Source organism: Pseudonocardia sp. EC080619-01, from assembly GCF_001420995.1.
GTDB lineage: Bacteria > Actinomycetota > Actinomycetes > Mycobacteriales > Pseudonocardiaceae > Pseudonocardia.
Window position 1 is genome coordinate 4,141,546 of sequence record NZ_CP012184.1, and the last position, 16,970, is coordinate 4,158,515.

Annotated in this window: 14 protein-coding genes; 10 read left to right on the top strand and 4 right to left on the bottom strand. The window is 72.9% G+C overall.

The features are described from left to right. Window positions 1–61 precede the first annotated feature (61 nt). Window positions 62–448, top strand: a complete 387-nt coding sequence (locus AD017_RS19395; RefSeq protein ID WP_060575032.1) for a VOC family protein — start codon at window positions 62–64, stop codon at window positions 446–448. 4 nt (window positions 449–452) lie between these two features. Here AD017_RS19395 and AD017_RS19400 read toward each other — a convergent pair whose 3' ends face one another. Further along, window positions 453–1,436, bottom strand: a complete 984-nt coding sequence (locus tag AD017_RS19400) for an aldo/keto reductase (RefSeq protein WP_060575033.1) — start codon at window positions 1,434–1,436, stop codon at window positions 453–455. A 556-nt stretch (window positions 1,437–1,992) separates the two neighbouring features. On the opposite strand from AD017_RS19400, the gene AD017_RS34630 reads away from it, so the two are divergent. Genes AD017_RS34630 through AD017_RS19420 form a run of 4 tightly spaced genes read left to right on the top strand, consistent with a single transcriptional unit; the run spans window position 1,993 to window position 5,887 of the window. Further along, complete coding sequence (locus AD017_RS34630; protein WP_010229821.1) at window positions 1,993–2,319, top strand: hypothetical protein; 327 nt, start codon at window positions 1,993–1,995, stop codon at window positions 2,317–2,319. Further along, window positions 2,316–2,741 carry a hypothetical protein gene (locus AD017_RS19410; RefSeq protein WP_060575035.1) on the top strand — a complete coding sequence of 142 codons (426 nt, stop codon included), beginning with the start codon at window positions 2,316–2,318 and terminating at the stop codon, window positions 2,739–2,741. The genes AD017_RS34630 and AD017_RS19410 overlap by 4 nt, the downstream gene beginning before the upstream one ends. Before the next feature lie 17 nt (window positions 2,742–2,758). After that, window positions 2,759–3,178, top strand: coding sequence for a hypothetical protein (locus tag AD017_RS19415; RefSeq protein WP_060575036.1), 420 nt, complete (start codon window positions 2,759–2,761; stop codon window positions 3,176–3,178). 54 nt (window positions 3,179–3,232) lie between these two features. Then, window positions 3,233–5,887: a PEP/pyruvate-binding domain-containing protein gene (locus AD017_RS19420; protein WP_060575037.1), complete on the top strand. Its 2,655-nt coding sequence runs from the start codon at window positions 3,233–3,235 to the stop codon at window positions 5,885–5,887. Window positions 5,888–5,915: 28 nt separating this feature from the next. Here the strand turns inward: AD017_RS19420 and ilvD are convergent, their stop codons facing one another. Further along, entirely contained in the window at window positions 5,916–7,757 is a 1,842-nt protein-coding gene (ilvD, locus tag AD017_RS19425; protein ID WP_060575038.1) for a dihydroxy-acid dehydratase, read from the bottom strand. 388 nt (window positions 7,758–8,145) lie between these two features. Between ilvD and AD017_RS19430 the strand changes: the two genes are divergently transcribed. Further along, window positions 8,146–9,561: a selenium-binding protein SBP56-related protein gene (locus AD017_RS19430; RefSeq protein ID WP_060575039.1), complete on the top strand. Its 1,416-nt coding sequence runs from the start codon at window positions 8,146–8,148 to the stop codon at window positions 9,559–9,561. 7 nt (window positions 9,562–9,568) lie between these two features. On the opposite strand, the gene AD017_RS19435 is transcribed toward AD017_RS19430, so the two are convergent. Continuing rightward, window positions 9,569–10,084 carry a PH domain-containing protein gene (locus AD017_RS19435; RefSeq protein WP_010244184.1) on the bottom strand — a complete coding sequence of 172 codons (516 nt, stop codon included), beginning with the start codon at window positions 10,082–10,084 and terminating at the stop codon, window positions 9,569–9,571. Window positions 10,085–10,503: 419 nt separating this feature from the next. Here AD017_RS19435 and AD017_RS19440 point away from each other — a divergent pair, with 419 nt between their 5' ends. The 4 genes from AD017_RS19440 (at window position 10,504) to serA (ending at window position 15,759) form a co-directional block, all read left to right on the top strand. Next, the gene (locus tag AD017_RS19440; RefSeq protein ID WP_060576488.1) at window positions 10,504–12,300 is read left to right on the top strand and encodes an acetolactate synthase large subunit; all 1,797 of its coding nucleotides are present in this window, start codon (window positions 10,504–10,506) and stop codon (window positions 12,298–12,300) included. Next, window positions 12,297–12,806 (top strand): acetolactate synthase small subunit, encoded by a 510-nt coding sequence (ilvN, locus tag AD017_RS19445; protein ID WP_010244179.1) that lies wholly within the window; start codon window positions 12,297–12,299, stop codon window positions 12,804–12,806. Before AD017_RS19440 ends, ilvN begins: the two co-directional genes overlap by 4 nt. Window positions 12,807–12,850: 44 nt before the next feature. After that, on the top strand, window positions 12,851–13,855 hold the full coding sequence (gene ilvC / locus AD017_RS19450) for a ketol-acid reductoisomerase (protein WP_010244175.1): 1,005 nt from the start codon (window positions 12,851–12,853) through the stop codon (window positions 13,853–13,855). A gap of 293 nt (window positions 13,856–14,148) precedes the next feature. Beyond that, window positions 14,149–15,759, top strand: a complete 1,611-nt coding sequence (gene serA, locus AD017_RS19455) for a phosphoglycerate dehydrogenase (protein WP_010244171.1) — start codon at window positions 14,149–14,151, stop codon at window positions 15,757–15,759. A gap of 156 nt (window positions 15,760–15,915) precedes the next feature. On the opposite strand, the gene AD017_RS19460 is transcribed toward serA, so the two are convergent. Then, window positions 15,916–16,932, bottom strand: a complete 1,017-nt coding sequence (locus AD017_RS19460; RefSeq protein ID WP_010244168.1) for an LLM class flavin-dependent oxidoreductase — start codon at window positions 16,930–16,932, stop codon at window positions 15,916–15,918. Window positions 16,933–16,970: the final 38 nt, after the last annotated feature.

Below are 16,970 nucleotides of genomic sequence, written 5' to 3' on the forward strand. Positions count from 1 at the left end.
TTCCGCCGTCCCGGGCGGTCGTCACGGTGACGCATCCGTTCCGAACGCAGGGAGTGCGGCCATGACCGATCCACGTGCCACCGTCACCGGGATCCACACCATCGGTGTCCCGGTGACCGACCAGGACGCGGCGACCGCGTTCTACCGGGACGTCCTCGGCTTCGAGGTACGCGCCGACGTGCACATCGACGAGCTCGGGTCCCGCTGGATCGAGCTGGCGCCGGCGGGCTCGCCGGTCACCGTCGCCCTGGTGCGCGCCGACGGGAACGACCCGGCGGGGCGGGAGATCGGCATCCGGTTCACGACCCCCGACGCGGCCGCGCTGCACGCCCGGTTCACGGGGGAGGGCGTGGACGTCGACGAGCTGCTCACCTGGCCGGGAGTGCCGCCGATGTTCGTGTTCCGTGACCGGGACGGCAACGGCCTGGAGATCGTCGAGGCGTCGTGAACGGTCAGCGGCCGACGTTGCGCTGCAGGTGCTCCGGGTAGCGCTCACCGGCGACCGCGGACGCAGGCGCGGCGGCCTCGATCCCGGCGAGCTCGTCGGCGGTCAGCTCCAGCTCCGCGGCCGCGACGTTCTGCTCCAGGTAGGTCCGCCGCTTCGTGCCGGGGATCGGCACGACGTGCTCGCCCCGGCCCTGCACCCACGCCAGCGCGAGCTGGCCGGGGGTCACGCCGCGGCGCTCCGCGATGGTCCGCAGCGCCTCGACGATCGCGAGGTTGGCCGCGAGGTTGTCCTCGGAGAAGCGGGGCAGGCCGCGGCGCATGTCGTTCTCGCCGAACTGCCCGGTGGAGGTGATCGCGCCGGTGAGGAAGCCGCGGCCGAGCGGGGAGAACGGCACGACGCCGATGCCCAGCTCGGCACAGGCGGGCGCGACGGACTCCTCGATGCCGCGGGTCCACAGCGACCACTCCGACTGCACGGCCGCCGGCGGGTGCACGGCGTGCGCGCGGCGCACGGTGTCGGCGCCGCACTCGGAGAGGCCGTAGTGCCGGATCGTGCCGGCGTCGACGAGCTCCTTCAGTGCCCCGACGGTCTCCTCGATCGGCGTGTCCGGGTCGACCCGGTGCTGGTAGTAGAGGTCGATGTGGTCGACGCCCAGGCGGCGCAGGGACTCCTCGACGCACCGCCGGACGTACGCGGGGTCGCCGTTCGCGGCCTGGTTGCCGTCGGCGTCGCGGACGATCCCGAACTTCGTCGCCAGCACCACCCGGTCCCGCCGGTCGGCGATAGCCCGGCCGACGAGCTCCTCGTTGGCGCCGTCGCCGTAGACGTTCGCGGTGTCCAGCAGCGTGACCCCGAGATCGAGGGCGCGGTGGATCGTCGCGATCGACTCCGACTCGTCCCCGGCGCCGTAGCTCTGCGACATGCCCATGCAGCCGAGCCCCTGCGCCGACACGGTGAGGTCGCCCAGCCTGCGCGTTCCGATAGCCATGCGAATCAACCTAGCCCTGCCGGGGGCGTGCCGCCGACCGGTGCGCTTCGCGGATCGGGGTGGCCTCGTCCGGTTCCCGCGCGGGACGAGGTCGATCGGATGATGAGCACCGGAGTCCATGAATCGTCGGCTGCTCAGGTGGTCACCTTTCCATCGGTCGGAATGACGGCGGGCCGGAGGTGCGTCGACGTCCCGAACTCGCCGACCTGGTTCCGCATCGGCGTCTTGTCGACCGGACGAGTGACCGGCTAGCGTTCTATCTGCACGGACCCCCGGAATTCCTCGCCGGGGCGTGATGCCGTGCGATCCCGCGCCACCTTTTCGGGCTCCGGCCCGTTTCTGCGAAGAAGGTCGAGATATGAGAATTCGTTCTCTGCTGCTCTCTGTGCTGTGCCTCGCCACCAGCGGGGCGGTCGCCGTCGCCGTGGCACCTTCCTCCTACGCCGCGGACGAGCACTGTCAACAGTCGGAGACGTACTCACAGGACCACTGGCAGTGGGGACAGACGGAGATCTGTGCGACCTACCGGCCGAGTTCTCCGAACCCTGACCGGAAAATGGGGGAGATCACGGTCGTCCCCGACGTCTCCAGTCTCGAGTACTACTGGGGTGGCGCGTGGTACTACAACAAGTATCCCGCGACGATCACGGCATCCATCATTCTGATGCGCGACGGGAACACGGTCGGCAACGGGAAGACCGTCACCTTCTCCACGTCCGGTACATCGGTGATCGGTCCCCCTGTCACACTGCCTGTCTACTACGCGGGTGACTACGTCGTGAAGGCGGAGATCAGCGTCGACGGCGGCTACTGGTCCGACGACAGCAGCAGCCAGGTCTATGCGGCTCCGCAGCAGATCGAGCTCGTCCTCGCGGCCCGGTGAGCGGCCCGACCCTGTCCCCACCCCGCAGGTCGTCCCGCGGGTGCGGGGTCGTCGGTGCCCTGGCAGCCGTCGTGCTGTCGACGGTGGTCGGTCTCGCGTACCCGGCGCCGGCCTACGCGTCGGGTGGGGAATGCCTGCCGTACGCCGACTCCGTCGGCAACGAGCAGCCCTGGCCACCGGGGCCGGATCTCCCCTACGGGATCGCGCCGGACGGGCGGTCGTTCGAGGTCCGGGTCCCGTCCCGGTCCGAGGTGACGGTCTCCGCGATCTACCAGGACCGGCGGACCGGGGCGCTCAGGACCCGTCGTTGCGTCGCGACGAACCTGCTCGACTCCGCGGCCTTCGTCGTCTGGCGGGTGCGCGCGGACCAGCCCGATCTCGTGGTGCGCGACGTCGGTCCGTTCGCGGTCCGGGAACTCTGAACACGGAGGAGAAGAGAATGAACAGGATCCAGCGGGTACTGGCGCTCGCCGGGGTCGCCGTCGCGGCCACCGCGTCACTCGTCCTCGTCCCACCTGCACCTGCACACGCGACGGTGCCGACGTGCAACGAGACCGTCGGGGCCGACCCGGCACCGGGCCAGGCGGCAGACCCGCCCGGCGAGTCGTCGATCATCTACCGGATCGCGCCCGACGGGCGCACGCTGTACGTGCGGTTCCCTCCGCGGACGGAGCTGCTGTTCAACGCGTTCCTGCGGGACACCAGGACCGGTGAGGAACTCGACCTCCTGTGCGGGGGGACCAACGCCCAGGCCGACTACGTCGTCCAGACGTGGCAGGTGCAGGACGACCAGCCCGATGTGATCGTCACGGGGGTGAGCGGGTTCGTCGTGAACCCTCCCCGGCACGACGAGCTCTAGCCTGCGCCTCCCCACGTCGTGGGTCCGGGAGGCGCATCCGCAGTAACGTGGTGCATGGACATCGCCGCCGCGGTCGTCGTCGACCTGGACCGGATCGGCCGGAGTGAGCACGCCGACGTCGGCGGGAAGGCGGCGAACCTCGGCGAGCTCCTCCGCGGCGGCTTCCGCGTCCCGGAGGGGTTCTGCATCCGCACCGACGCCTACCGCCGGGTCGCGGCGCAGGCGCGGCCCGGCCTCGCCGCCGACCCCCGCGCGGCCCGTGAGGCGCTGCTCGCCGCCCCGGTGCCCGACGACGTCGCCGGTGCCGTGCTCACCGCCTACCGGGCGCTGGGCCCGGACGTCCCGGTCGCCGTCCGGTCCTCGGCCACCGCCGAGGACCTGCCCACCGCGAGCTTCGCGGGGCAGCAGGACACCTACCTCAACGTCGTCGGCGAAGCCGCCCTGCTGGACGCGGTCCGGCGGTGCTGGGCCTCGCTCTGGACCGACCGGGCGGTGGAGTACCGCGCACGCAACGGGATCGGGGACGACGGCGTCGCGCTGGCCGTCGTCGTCCAGCGGATGGTCGACGCCGCGGTGGCGGGCGTGCTGTTCACCGCGGACCCGGTCGGTGGGCAGCGGACCCGGACCGTGATCGACGCGGCACCGGGGCTCGGCGAGGCCGTCGTCTCCGGGGCGGTGAACCCGGACCACGTCGTCGTCGAGGGCGACGGGACGGTCTCCGGATACCGGCCGGGGGACAAGACGGTGGCGGTGCGGGCGGTCGCCGGGGGCGGCGTCACGCGGGTCACGTCCGGTGCGGACCCGGAGCACTGCCTGGCCCCGGCGTCGATCGCGGAGCTCGTGGCGCTCGGCAGGCGGATCGAGACGCACTTCGGCGCCCCGCAGGACATCGAGTGGGCGCTCGACGACCGCGGCACGCTGTGGACCACCCAGTCCCGCCCGATCACGACGCTCCACCCGCTGCCCCCGCCGGCCGGCCCGGGTCTCCGGGTGCACGTCTGCGTGAGCCTCGCGCAGGGGCTGACCGGCCCGCTGACGGCGGGCGGGATCTCGGCGTTCCGGGTGATCGGTTCCCGGGCGTCCGAGGGGCTCTTCGGGGTCCCGGTCGCCGACCCGGCCGCGGGACCGCCCGCGCTCGGCGAGGCCGGCGGACGGCTGTTCGTCGACATCACGCCCGCGCTGCGCAGCGCGCCCGGGCGGCGGATCCTCCCGGCCGTGCTGGACGTCATGGAGGCCCGTTCCGCGGTCGTCCTGCGCGGACTGTCCGACCGGCCGGAACTGTCGGTGCGCACGCGGTCGTGGCGGCCGTTCCTCGTCCGGCTGACGCGGACCCTGCTCCACCTCCGGGTGCCGTTCCGGGTCGCGGGCGCGCTGGTCAGCCCTGCGGCGGGGCTGCGGCACGTCGGCCGCGCCGGGCGCCGGATCCGCGCCCACCCGGCGTGCCGGCCGGGTGCGGACGGGCGGGAGCGGCTGGACCACGTCGTCCGCACGCTGGGCGAGGTGTTCGCGGTGCTCCCGACAGTGGTGCCGGTCGCCGGCGCCGGGTTCGTCGCACTCGGCGCGGCACGGGTCCTGGCCGGGCCGGACCTGGACCCCGCCGCCGTCCACGAGGTGCTGCGCTCGTTGCCGCACAACTGCACGACCGCGATGGACCTGGAGCTGTGGGCGGTCGCGACGCGGGTGCGGACCGAGCCGGCGTCGGTCGCCCTGCTGCTCGGCACCGGGCCCGCGGAGCTCGCCGACCGGCACCGGCGGCGGGCGCTGCCGCCGCTGCTGACCGCCGAGCTGGACGGCTTCCTCGCCGAGCACGGGCACCGGGCCGTCGCCGAGATCGACCTGGGGGCGCCCCGCTGGTCCGACGACCCGTCGTACCTGCTCGGGGTGCTCGCCAACTACCTGCGCACCGACGATCCGGACGCCGCCCCGGACGTCCGCTTCGCCCGCGGGGCCCGTGCCGCCGAGACCGCCGTCGACGACGTCGTCGCCCGGGTGCGGCAGCGGTCCGCGGTCCGGGCCCTCGCCGTGCGGTTCGCGCTCGGACGGACGCGGCGCCTGGCCGGTCTGCGCGAGGAGCACAAGGACCTGCTGGTGCGGATGCTCGCCGTCGCCCGGGCCGATCTCGCCGCCGCCGGCGCCGAGCTGACGGCGCGCGACCTGCTGGACGGACCGGACGACGTGTTCGACCTGCAGCTCGCCGAGATCCGCTCGGTCCTGGACGGCGACAGAGACGGCGACGGTGCCGTCGTGCCCGGTGACCTCCGCTCGCTGGTCGCGACCCGCCGGGCCGGACGGGAACGGGAGCGGGCGCGACGGCACGTCCCGCGGGTCCTGCTCTCCGACGGCACCGAGCCCGAGGCGCTCGCCGCCGCCGGCACCGGTGCCCCGGGCGCGCTGCTCGGGTCGGCGGCCTCGGCGGGGATCGCGACCGGGCCCGCGCGGGTCGTGCTCGACCCGGTCGGCGCGCACCTGGAACCCGGCGAGATCCTCGTCTGCCCGTCGACGGATCCCGGCTGGACGCCGCTGTTCCTCACCGCGGGCGGGCTCGTGATGGAGATGGGCGGCTCGAACTCGCACGGTGCCGTCGTCGCCAGGGAGTACGGGATCCCGGCCGTCGTCGGCGTGGCCGGTGCGACGGAGCGGATCGGCACCGGGGCGACGGTGACGGTCGACGGCGCGGCCGGCGAGGTGCGCCTCGCGGCCGCGCCGTGATCAGGACCGGCGGGTCAGGATCGGCGGGTCAGGGGATGCGGCGGACGGCGCCGGTGTCGGCGCTCGTCGCCAGGTGGGCATAGGCCTGCAGGGCCCGGCTCACCGGACGCTGCCGGTCCTTCGGCTGCCACGGCCGCTCGCTCGACTCCATCTTGCCGCGCCGGTCGGCCAGCACCTCCGGGTCGACGAGCAGTTCCAGCGAGCGGGCGCGGACGTCCAGCCGGACCCGGTCGCCGTTCTCCACCAGGCCGATCGTCCCGCCGGCCGCTGCCTCGGGGGAGACGTGTCCGACCGAGATGCCGGACGACCCGCCGGAGAACCGGCCGTCGGTGATCAGCGCGCAGGTCTTCCCGAGACCGGCGCCCTTGAGGAACGCGGTCGGGTGCAGCATCTCCTGCATGCCCGGGCCGCCCGAGGGGCCCTCGTACCGGATGACCAGCACGTCCCCGGCCTTGATCTCCTTCTTCAGGATCGCCGAGACCGCCTCCTCCTGGCTCTCCAGGACCACGGCCGGGCCCTCGAACTGCCAGATGTCCTCCGGGATGCCCGCGGTCTTGATGACCGCGCCGTCCTCGGAGAGGTTCCCGCGCAGCACGGCGAGACCTCCGTCCGGGGTGTAGGCGTGCTCGAGGTCCCGGATGCACCCGCCCGCGGCGTCGGTGTCCAGCGACGACCAGCGGTTCTCGGTCGAGAACGCCTCGGTGGTCCGGACCCCGCCCGGCGCGGCGTGGTACAGCTCGACGGCCGTCTCCGACGGCGAGCCGGAACGGACGTCCCACTCGGTCAACCACTGCTGCAGCGACGGCGAGTGCGCGGTGTGCACATCCTCGTTCAGCAGCCCGGCCCGCCACAGCTCGCCCAGCAGCGCGGGGATGCCGCCGGCCCGGTGGACGTCCTCCATGTGGTAGTCCGAGTTCGGCGCCACCTTGCTCAGGCACGGCACCCGGCGGGAGATCGCGTCGATGTCGGCGAGCGTGAACTCGATCTCGCCCTCCTGCGCCGCGGCGAGGATGTGCAGCACGGTGTTGGTCGAACCGCCCATGGCGACGTCGAGTGCCATCGCGTTCTCGAACGCCTCGCGGGTCGCGATGTTGCGCGGCAGGGCCGTCGCGTCGTCGTCGCGGTACCAGCGGGTCGCCAGGTCCATCACGGTCCGGCCGGCGTTCAGGAACAGCTCGCGGCGGGCGGCGTGGGTGGCCAGTGTGGAGCCGTTGCCCGGCAGCGACAGCCCGAGCGCCTCGGTGAGGCAGTTCATCGAGTTCGCGGTGAACATCCCCGAGCAGGAGCCGCAGGTCGGGCAGGCCGACCGCTCCACCTCGGACAGGCCGGCGTCGTCCACCTCGGACGACGCCGACGCCGAGATCGCGGTGATCAGGTCGGTGGGCGCCTGCGCGACCCCGCCGACGACGACAGCCTTCCCGGCCTCCATCGGACCGCCGGAGACGAAGACGGTCGGGATGTTCAGCCGCATCGCGGCGTTCAGCATCCCCGGGGTGATCTTGTCGCAGTTGGAGATGCAGACCAGCGCGTCGGCGGCGTGCCCGTTGACCATGTACTCGACGGCGTCGGCGATCAGCTCGCGCGAGGGCAGCGAGTAGAGCATCCCGCCGTGGCCCATGGCGATGCCGTCGTCGACGGCGATCGTGTTGAACTCCCGCGCGATGCCGCCGGCCTCCTTCACCGCGCCTGCCACGAGGTCACCCATGTCCTTGAGGTGCACGTGTCCGGGCACGAACTGGGTGTAGGAGTTGGCGATCGCGACGATCGGCTTGCCGAAGTCGTCGTCCCCCATGCCGGTGGCGCGCCAGAGCGAACGCGCTCCGGCGGCGTTGCGGCCGTGGGTGGTGACGCGGGAACGCAGGGCGGGCATCGGCTCTGTTCTCCAGGCTCGGTCGGTACGGCGCCCGGGCGGCGGGCACCGGGACGGATGCGTGCTGCACGGTCCGGGTGGGCGCGTCGCGGTGGTGGTGGGCGGCCGGCCCCGGGCCGGTGCGCGGCGGCGCGGGGCGGGTCGGCGCCCGGGCGGCTCGTCGCGTGCCGGTCGCGCCCAACCGTACGCTCCGTGGCCGCGTCCCGGTGGCACGGGTGACCTGGTCGACGGGTGGCGCCCGCTCCGCCGAACGCCCGGCGCGGCAGCCCCGCCCGGTCGATTGCGACCGCCACGCCACCAGGGCTATCCAGGAGTGCCCGGTCGTCGCCGCCGGGCGATCCGGGGAGTCGCCGCGCACCGTTCACCGTCGAACAGCGAGGACCCTCCGATGAGCACTCCGACCACGGACCCGACCTTCTACCGCTCCGCGGCCGAGGCCGCTGCCGCACCGCCCGAGCAGCTCGCCTACGTGGCCGCGTTCGACCGGTCCGGGCAGCGCGACGACGCGATGGTCGTCGTCGACGTCGCCCCCGGCTCGTCGAGCTACGGGCGGGTGGTCGGCTGGACGCCGGTGCCCGGCGGCGGCGAGCTGCACCACTTCGGGTGGAACGCCTGCTCCAGCGCGCTGGCGCACGAGGGCCACGGGACGGACGGGCTCGCCCGCCGTTACCTGCTGGTGCCGGGCCTGCGGTCGTCGGACGTCCACGTCCTGGACACCGAGCCGGACCCGCGGGCGCCGCGGCTGGTGCGCACGGTCGGCGCGAAGGAGCTGTCCGAGCGGGCCGGGTACTCCCGTCCGCACACCCTGCACTGCGGTCCGGACGGTGTCTTCATGACGTGCCTGGGCGGTGACGAGGGCGACGACGACGGCCCGGGCGGCATCGCGCTGCTCGACCACGACACGTTCGAGGTGCTGCGGGCATGGGAGACCGACCGCGGCCCGCAGCACTTCCACTACGACGCCTGGTGGCACCTCAACCGCAACGTGCTGATCTCCAGCGAGTGGGGGAGCCCGTCGATGATCGAGGACGGGCTGCAGCCGGAGCTGCTGCTGAGCAACGCCTACGGGCACGCGATCCACTTCTGGGACCTGGCCGAGGGCCGGCACCTCCAGCGCGTCGACCTGGGGGCCCGGCAGCAGATGGCCCTGGAGGTCCGGCCGTCGCACGATCCGGAGGCGACCTGGGGCTTCGTCGGTGTGGTGATCTCCACCGAGGACCTGTCCGGCTCGGTGTGGCGCTGGTACCTCGACGAGGCCGCGGGGGAGTGGAAGGCGGAGAAGGTCATCACGATCCCCGCCGAGCCGGCGGCCACGGAGCAGCTGCCGCCCGCGTTGCAGCCGTTCGGCGCCGTGCCGCCGATCGTGACCGACATCGACCTCTCGGTCGACGACCGCTTCCTGTACGTGTCCTGCTGGGGCACCGGGGAGCTGAAGCAGTTCGACGTGTCCGACCCCGCGCGCCCGCGCGAGACCGGATCGGTGCGCCTCGGCGGGATCGTGGAACGCACCCCGCACCCGGCCCGTCCGGAGCTGCCGCTGGCCGGGGGCCCGCAGATGGTGGAGGTCAGCCGGGACGGGCGGCGGGTCTACTTCACGAACTCGCTCTACGGCGCGCTGGACGACCAGTTCTACCCCGACGGGGTCGGCGCCTGGATGGCCAAGCTGGACGCCGGCCCGGCCGGCGGGCTGTCCGTCGACACCGCCTTCTTCCCGCACGGCGACGAGTTCCGCGGCCTGCGGGTGCACCAGGTCCGGCTGCAGGGCGGGGACGCGTCGTCCGACTCGTACTGCCACCGCAGCTGAGCGGGCGTCAGTCCCCGACGGGGTCGGTGATCCGGCCGCCGCTGGCCAGTGCCAGCGCCGGCAGGTCGCGGACGCGCACCGACGGCAGGACGAGCTCGGTGTCGTCGGCGAGCAGAGCGGTCACCGAGGAGCGCCGCGCCAGGCTCAGCCCGCGCACGTCGTCCCACCGCACGGTGCGCGAGCCCCGGAGGCTCCGCACCCGAAGCGAGTCGGGATCGACCGTCGTCCGCACCCACAGCACGCGGCCGATGATCGCGATGGGCACGAGCAGTGCCAGCCAGAAGTACGGGACGCTGAACAGCAGCGGGAGCGCGCCGACCACGGTCACCAGGACGACGAAGATCGTCAGCCGGGACGGCGTGAAGACCAGCGCCCGCGCGCCCTCGCGGACCTGGTGCCCCTCGGCCCGGACCTTCGGTGTCGGCACGACCGCGCCGTCCACATCCTGGGAACCGGTGGCGACAGGAGCGAGGTCCTCCGCCTGGGCGGTCGTGCCGGCCTCGCGATCATCGGTGCTGCTCACGACCCCAGTGTGACACCGCCGGACGGACGATCCCCACCGGAAGGGGTGCGGCCGATTGACTCCGCGCGTGGGACGCGTGTTAGCGTCGTCGGCATGTTCGCCGTTCGAATTCTCGTACTTCCCGGGCGCGTCGCCGCCTGAGTTCGACCTACTCGAACGACGACGCGCTCACCCTCGCACCAGCCCGGAGCACCGGGCGGCGGGGGTTTTTTCATGTCCAGCACGGTTTCATGTCCGGCATCTGATCGACACGATCTCCAGCGAGGCAGACCCCGATGACCACCGCCCCCTCGAAGTCCGGCTCCGCCGGCCCGAAGCCGGGCCCGCCGCCCGGCCGGTCCACGGCGCCGCGGACCGAGTCGTCCCGCAGCGGCGTCCCGGACACCACGGTGCCCGGCCCGCACGTCGTCGACGAGCCCATGACCGGGGCGCAGTCCCTGGTGCGCTCGCTCGAGGAGATCGGCTGCGAGGTGGTCTTCGGACTGCCCGGCGGGACGATCCTGCCGGCGTACGACCCGCTGCTGGACTCGACGAAGGTGCGGCACATCCTCGTCCGGCACGAGCAGGGCGCCGGGCACGCCGCCACCGGGTACGCGCAGGCCACCGGCAAGGTCGGGGTCTGCATGGCGACGTCCGGTCCGGGAGCCACCAACCTGGTCACCCCGATCGCCGACGCCCACATGGACTCGGTGCCGCTGGTGGCCATCACGGGTCAGCAGACCCGGGGGCTGATCGGCACCGATGCCTTCCAGGAGGCCGACATCACCGGCATCACCCTGCCGGTGACCAAGCACAACATGCTGGTGACCGAGGCGACGGAGATCCCGCGCGCGATCGCCGAGGCCTTCCACCTGGCGTCCACCGGCCGGCCCGGCCCGGTCCTGGTGGACATCCCGAAGGACGTGCTGCAGGAGCAGACCACGTTCTCCTGGCCCCCGGAGCTGCAGCTGCCCGGCTACCGGCCGACGACCCGGCCGCACGGCAAGCAGATCCGCGAGGCCGCGCGGCTGATCCGCGAGTCCCGCAAGCCGGTGCTCTACGTCGGCGGCGGCGTCCTCAAGGCCGAGGCCGCGGAGGAGCTGCGCGAGCTGGCCGAGCTGACCGGGGCGCCCGTCGTCACCACGCTGATGGCGCGCGGGGTCTTCCCGGACAGCCACCCGCAGCACCTGGGCATGCCGGGCATGCACGGCACGGTCGCGGCGGTGGCCGCCATGCAGCGCTCCGACCTGCTGGTCGCGCTCGGGTCGCGGTTCGACGACCGCGTCACCGGCAAGCTGGAGAGCTTCGCCCCGGACGCGAAGGTCGTCCACGCCGACATCGACCCGGCCGAGATCTCCAAGAACCGGCGCGCCGACGTGCCGATCGTCGGAGACTGCAAGGAGGTCCTCGCCGAGCTGATCGACGCGGTCCGGGCCGACCGCGCCGAGCACGGCGAGCCGGACCTGTCGGGCTGGTGGAAGCAGGTCGGCGGGCTGCGCGACCGGTACCCGCTGGGCTGGACCGAGCCGGCCGACGGCTCGCTGTCGCCGGAGTACGTGATCGAGCGGATCGGCGCCATCGCCGGTCCGGACGCGATCTACGCCGCCGGTGTCGGGCAGCACCAGATGTGGGCGGCCCAGTTCGTCCGCTACGAGAAGCCGCGTACCTGGCTGAACTCCGGCGGGCTCGGGACGATGGGCTACGCCGTCCCGGCCGCGATGGGCGCCAAGGTCGGCGAGCCGGAGACCGTCGTCTGGTGCATCGACGGCGACGGCTGCTTCCAGATGACCAACCAGGAGCTCGCCACCTGCGCGATCGAGGGCATCCCGATCAAGGTCGCCGTGATCAACAACGGCAACCTCGGCATGGTCCGCCAGTGGCAGAACCTGTTCTACGGCGAGCGGTACTCCAACACCGACCTCAAGACCCACAAGCTCCGCATCCCGGACTTCCCGATGCTGGCCGAGGCGATGGGCTGCGCGGGCCTGCGGGTCGAGTCGAAGGAGGACGTCGACCGGGTGATCAAGCAGGCCATGGAGATCAACGACCGGCCGGTCGTCGTCGAGTTCGTCGTCGGCGCCGACGCGCAGGTCTGGCCGATGGTCGCCGCGGGCACCAGCAACGACGAGATCAAGGTCGCCCGTGACATCCGGCCCGAGTTCGACAACGACGACCTGGCCGCCTCGGTCGACGAGGTCGCCGACGTCACCGAGCAGGCCCTGGAGGGCGAGAAGTGAGCGAGCTGCACACCCTCTCGGTCCTGGTCGAGGACAAGCCGGGTGTCCTCGCCCGGGTGTCGGGCCTGTTCTCCCGCCGCGGGTTCAACATCAACTCGCTGGCGGTCGGGCCGACCGAGCACCCCGACGTCTCCCGCATGACGATCGTCGTCGAGGTCGACGAGCTCCCGATGGAGCAGGTCACCAAGCAGCTGAACAAGCTCGTGCACGTGATCAAGATCGTCGAGCTGGAGCCGGGTGCCTCGGTCCAGCGCGAGCTGTTGCTGGTCAAGGTCCGGGCCGACGCCACCGTGCGCAGCCAGGTCCTGGAGACGGTGCAGCTGTTCCGGGCCAAGGTCGTCGACGTCTCCCCGGAGGCCGTCACGGTCGAGGCCACCGGCACCGCCGACAAGCTCGCCGCCCTGCTGCGGATGCTCGAGCCCTACGGCATCCGCGAGATGGTCAAGTCGGGAATGGTCGCGGTCGGGCGCGGCCCCCGCTCCATCACCGCCGCGGCCGTCCGTTAGACAGACGTCGCTACACAACCTCCGAGAGGAATCGTCCCAGAGCCATGAGTGTCAACATCTACTACGACGCCGACGCCGACCTGTCGATCATCCAGGGCCGCAAGGTCGCCGTGATCGGCTACGGCTCCCAGGGGCACGCGCACTCGCTGTCCCTGCGCGACTCCGGGGTCGAGGTGAAGATCGGTCTGCCGGAGGGCTCGAAGTCCCGGCAGAAGGCCGCCGACGAGGGCCTCGAGGTCGGCACGCCGGCCGAGGTCTCCGCCTGGGCCGACCTGATCATGGTCCTGGCGCCGGACACCAAGCAGCGCTCCATCTACACCCAGGACATCGAGCCGAACCTGAAGGCCGGCGACGCGCTGTTCTTCGGCCACGGTTTCAACATCCGCTACGAGCTGATCAAGCCCCCGGCGGACGTCGACGTCGCGATGGTCGCGCCGAAGGGCCCGGGCCACCTGGTCCGCCGCCAGTTCGTCGACGGCAAGGGCGTCCCGGCCCTGATCGCCGTCGAGCAGGACCCGTCGGGCAACGCCAAGGCGCTCGCCCTCTCCTACGCGGCCGGGATCGGCGGCGCCCGCGCGGGCGTCATCGAGACGACCTTCAAGGAGGAGACCGAGACCGACCTGTTCGGTGAGCAGGCCGTCCTCTGCGGTGGTGCCGCTGCCCTGGTCCAGACCGGGTTCGAGGTGCTCACCGAGGCCGGCTACGCCCCGGAGATCGCCTACTTCGAGTGCCTCCACGAGCTCAAGCTGATCGTCGACCTCATGTACGAGGGCGGCATCGCCAACGAGCGCTTCTCCATCTCCGACACCGCGGAGTACGGCGACCTCACCCGCGGCCCGCGCGTGATCACGCCCGAGGTGAAGAAGAACATGCAGGCCATCCTCAAGGAGGTCCAGGACGGGACCTTCGCGCGGGAGTGGGTGGCCGAGGACGAGAACGGCCGTCCGAACTTCACCAAGCTGCAGCAGCAGGGCCAGGAGCACCCGATCGAGCAGGTCGGCGAGAAGCTGCGCGGCCTGATGAGCTGGGTCGGCGAGAAGGCCAAGTGAGCCAGGCCAGGTGATCGACTGCCGGACGCGTCCGGCAGGATGAACCCCGCGGGCCCCAGACGGCCCGCGGATGCCCGGGTCCGGACGCACCCATCCGGACCAGGCGACGTGGAACCCCCGTACCGGCGACACCGGGCGGGGGTTTCGCGCGTCCGGGGCCGGGCGGGCGACCGGGGCTCCCGAGGGGGTCTCGCGGCTCACGTCGGCACCGCGCCGGGCCGTCCCGGCCCTAGGATGGCCGTGGCCCGACGCAACGTACGACCACCACCCGACCCCGGGAGCACCTTCACACCGTGAGCACCGTCGCCACTCACCCCCGTCCCGTCGTCCTGCTCGCCGAGAAGCTCGCGCCCTCCGCGGTCGAGCTCCTGGGCGACGGCGTCGAGATCCGCCACGTCGACGGCACCGACCGCCCGGCGCTGCTGAAGGAGATCGCCGACGCGGACGCGCTGCTGGTCCGGTCCGCGACCCAGGTCGACGCCGAGGCGCTCGCGGCCTCGACCCGGCTCAAGGTCGTCGCCCGCGCCGGTGTCGGCCTGGACAACGTCGACGTCGACGCCGCGACCTCGCGCGGCGTCATGGTCGTGAACGCGCCGACCTCCAACATCGTCTCCGCCGCCGAGCACGCGATCGCGCTGCTGCTGTCGGCGGCCCGGCACGTCCCCGCGGCGGACGCGTCGCTGCGGCAGGGGCAGTGGAAGCGGTCGTCGTACGGCGGGGTGGAACTGAACGGCAAGACCGCGGGCATCGTCGGGCTCGGCAAGATCGGGCAGCTGGTCGCGCAGCGGCTGGCCGCCTTCGGGATGAAGCTGGTCGCCTACGACCCCTACATCTCGCCGTCCCGCGCCGCCCAGCTCGGCATCGAGCTGCTGGAGCTCGACGAGCTGCTCCGCACCGCCGACATGATCACGGTGCACCTGCCGAAGACCCCGGAGACGCTGGGGCTCATCGGCAAGGACCAGCTCGCGATCACCAAGCCGGGCGTGCTGATCGTGAACGCCGCCCGCGGCGGGCTGATCGACGAGGACGCGCTGGCCGAGGCCGTGCGCTCCGGGCACGTCGGCGGGGCCGGGGTCGACGTCTACGTCACCGAGCCGACGACCGCGAGCCCGCTGTTCGAGCTGGAGAACGTCGTCGTCACCCCGCACCTGGGCGCCTCCACCGCGGAGGCCCAGGACCGGGCGGGCACCGACGTCGCGCGCTCGGTGCAGCTGGCGCTGGCCGGCGAGTTCGTGCCGGACGCGGTGAACGTGCAGGTCCACGGCGCCGTCGGCGAGGAGGTCCGGCCGTGGCTGCCGCTGGTGCAGAAGCTGGGGACGACGCTGCACGCCGTCGCCGGGCGGACGCCGAGCTCGGTGACCGTCGACATCGCGGGCGAGCTCGCCGGTGAGGACGTCTCGGTGCTGTCGCTGGCCGCGCTGCGCGGGGTGTTCACCCACGTCGTCGAGGACCAGGTCACGTTCGTCAACGTGCCGCGGCTCGCCGAGGACCGCGGGGTCTCGGTCGACCTGGCCACCACCCCGGAGAGCGCCAACCACCGCAGCGTCGTGCAGCTGCGCGGGGCCATGCCGGACGGCGAGTCGATCACCGTGTCCGGGACCCTCACCGGCCGCGCCGAGGTGCAGAAGCTGGTCGAGATCAACGGGCGGCACTTCGACCTGCGGGCCGAGGGCGAGGTCGTCCTGCTCGAGTACACCGACCGGCCGGGCGTGATGGGCCGGGTCGGCTCGTTGCTGGGCGAGGCCGCGGTGAACATCGAGGCGGCGCAGATCTCGCAGACCACCGAGGGCACCGACGCGCTCATGCTGCTGCGGGTGGACCGGCACATCGACCCGGCGGTGCTGGAGCCGATCGGCGCCTCGGTCGGCGCGCGGACGATCCGGCTGATCTCCTTCGACGACTGATCTCCTTCGACGACCGAGCTCTGCGCGGCCGACCGGCCGGTTCCGCACTCGTCGGGGCCGGCCGGTTCCGCGGGCCGGTGGTCCTCCTACGGAATCGCTTCCCCAGGAAGCGATTCCGCAGGTCCCATGGGCCGGCCGGTGACGGGCCGCCCCGGATCAGGACGCGGGCGACCAGCCCAGCGCCGGCCCCAGCTTCGTCGCGATGTCGGTGACGATCTGCAGGTAGTCGTCGTGCGGGAAGCCGAAGGGCAGGGCGAACACCGCCTCGCGCACCTCGCGGAACGCGGCGTGCGCGTAGAGGCCCTCGGCGATCTCGTCGGACGTCCCGACCAGGTCCCGTGCGAACAGCAGGCCGGCCGGGCCCTGCGGGATCCCGACGCGGGCGTTGCGCTGCTCCGCGTAGGCGGCGTAGCGCTCGCGCTGCTCGGGTGTCGCGGAGTCGGTCGGGACGACGACGAGCCCCTGCGACACCCGGCCGGCGGGGTTCGCCTCGCGGAACGCGCGGATCTGCCGCTGCTGGATCGCGGCGAAGTCGGTGTCGCCGTCGCCGGGGGCGCGGACGACGTTGCTGGTCAGCAGGTTCAGCCCCTGCTCGCCGGCCCAGGCCGCGGAGCTGTCGCTGCCGGCGCCGTACCAGACGCGGTCGATCAGGCCGGGGGAGTGCGGCTGCACCCGCTCCGAGAACGACTCGATGCCGACGGTCCCCGAGAACGTGCTCGCCGCGTCGCCCCGCACGAGGCGCAGCAGCCGCGAGACCCGTTCGCGGCCGAAGTCCTCGACGTCGGCGGTGTCCGGGTAGAGCGCGTCGCGGACGTGCTCCCACTGCATGGGCGGGCCGACGCTGATGCCGGGGTTCAGCCGTCCGCCGGAGAGCACGTCGACGGTGGCGAGGTCCTCCGCGAGGCGCAGCGGGTTCTCCCAGCCGAGCGGGATCACCGCGGTGCCGAGGTCGATCCGCGACGTCCGCTGGGTCGCCGCCGCCAGCACCGCGACGGGCGAGGAGATGCCGAACTGGAGGTGCCGGTGCCGGACGAACGCGCTGTCGTAGCCCAGCCGTTCGCCGAGCTCGATCATCTCGAGGGTCGTCTCGTGCCCGGCGCGCGGGTCCGCGCCGTCGAACGAGCCGATGGTCAGGAAGCCGAGCCGGTCGAGCGGCTCCGAGGGCGTGGGCACAGCCGGGGCAACGCCGTCGGATCCGGCCTTCTTCCCGT